Annotated in this window: 1 protein-coding gene; it reads right to left on the bottom strand. The window is 60.5% G+C overall.

What is annotated here, in order from left to right:
• Positions 1 to 702: hypothetical protein (locus JHC57_RS22375; protein ID WP_294032756.1), on the bottom strand; the 702-nt coding region annotated here is incomplete at both ends.

Below are 702 nucleotides of genomic sequence, written 5' to 3'. Positions count from 1 at the left end.
TTTCAGATGGCCGTAAACAGGCACTGGCGTACCGCGGGCGCGCATGGAGCTTGCCTGATGATGCCCAAATCACCTGATCAATTCCGGCCTGGCGCTGGCGTTCCTCGGCGAGCACCGACGATGCTTTACTCAATTGATCGGCGGCGATTCTGAGGCTGCGCTTGCGTCCAAGGGCAACGGCGTCGTTAATTTCCTTGGCAACCTCGCGCGCGGGCGCACGGGCGTTGAGCCCGCGATACACGGCATCCGAGATGCGCCCCTGAATTTGCGCCGACACATCTTTGACCAGCGCCGCATTGCGAGCGATGATCGTTTCCAGCGTCTCGGTCACGTCGCTGGGGCCAAGACGAGTTGAGAGATCAACACTCGTGGCGGAGTAAACCTGCCTGACCCAGCGAGTACGTATGGCTCTCTCGACTTTGAGCGCGAACGATCGCAGCGAGGGAGTGAGGGTGAAGAACAGGCGCTGAAAGGCTTGCTCGGCGCTATCGATCTCGCGCTGCACATCCGCCGGCGCGTCGGTGGTCATTTGACTTAGGGTGCGCGCATATTCGTCGGCGATCGATTTCGATGCCGCAGCCCATAGGTCGATGATCGGCCGATAGCAGGACTGGTAGAGGTCGGTCGCCAGCATCTGCGGGGCCGAGATATCTTTGAGGACGATGAACGACCGGCGGATATTCTTTTGGCGCCGTGCCTCAC

Source organism: Sphingopyxis sp. (genome assembly GCF_016463645.1).
Lineage (GTDB): Bacteria > Pseudomonadota > Alphaproteobacteria > Sphingomonadales > Sphingomonadaceae > Sphingopyxis.
The sequence above is the reverse complement of the archived record's forward strand: the minus strand, read 5'-3'. Positions and strand labels throughout refer to the sequence as shown.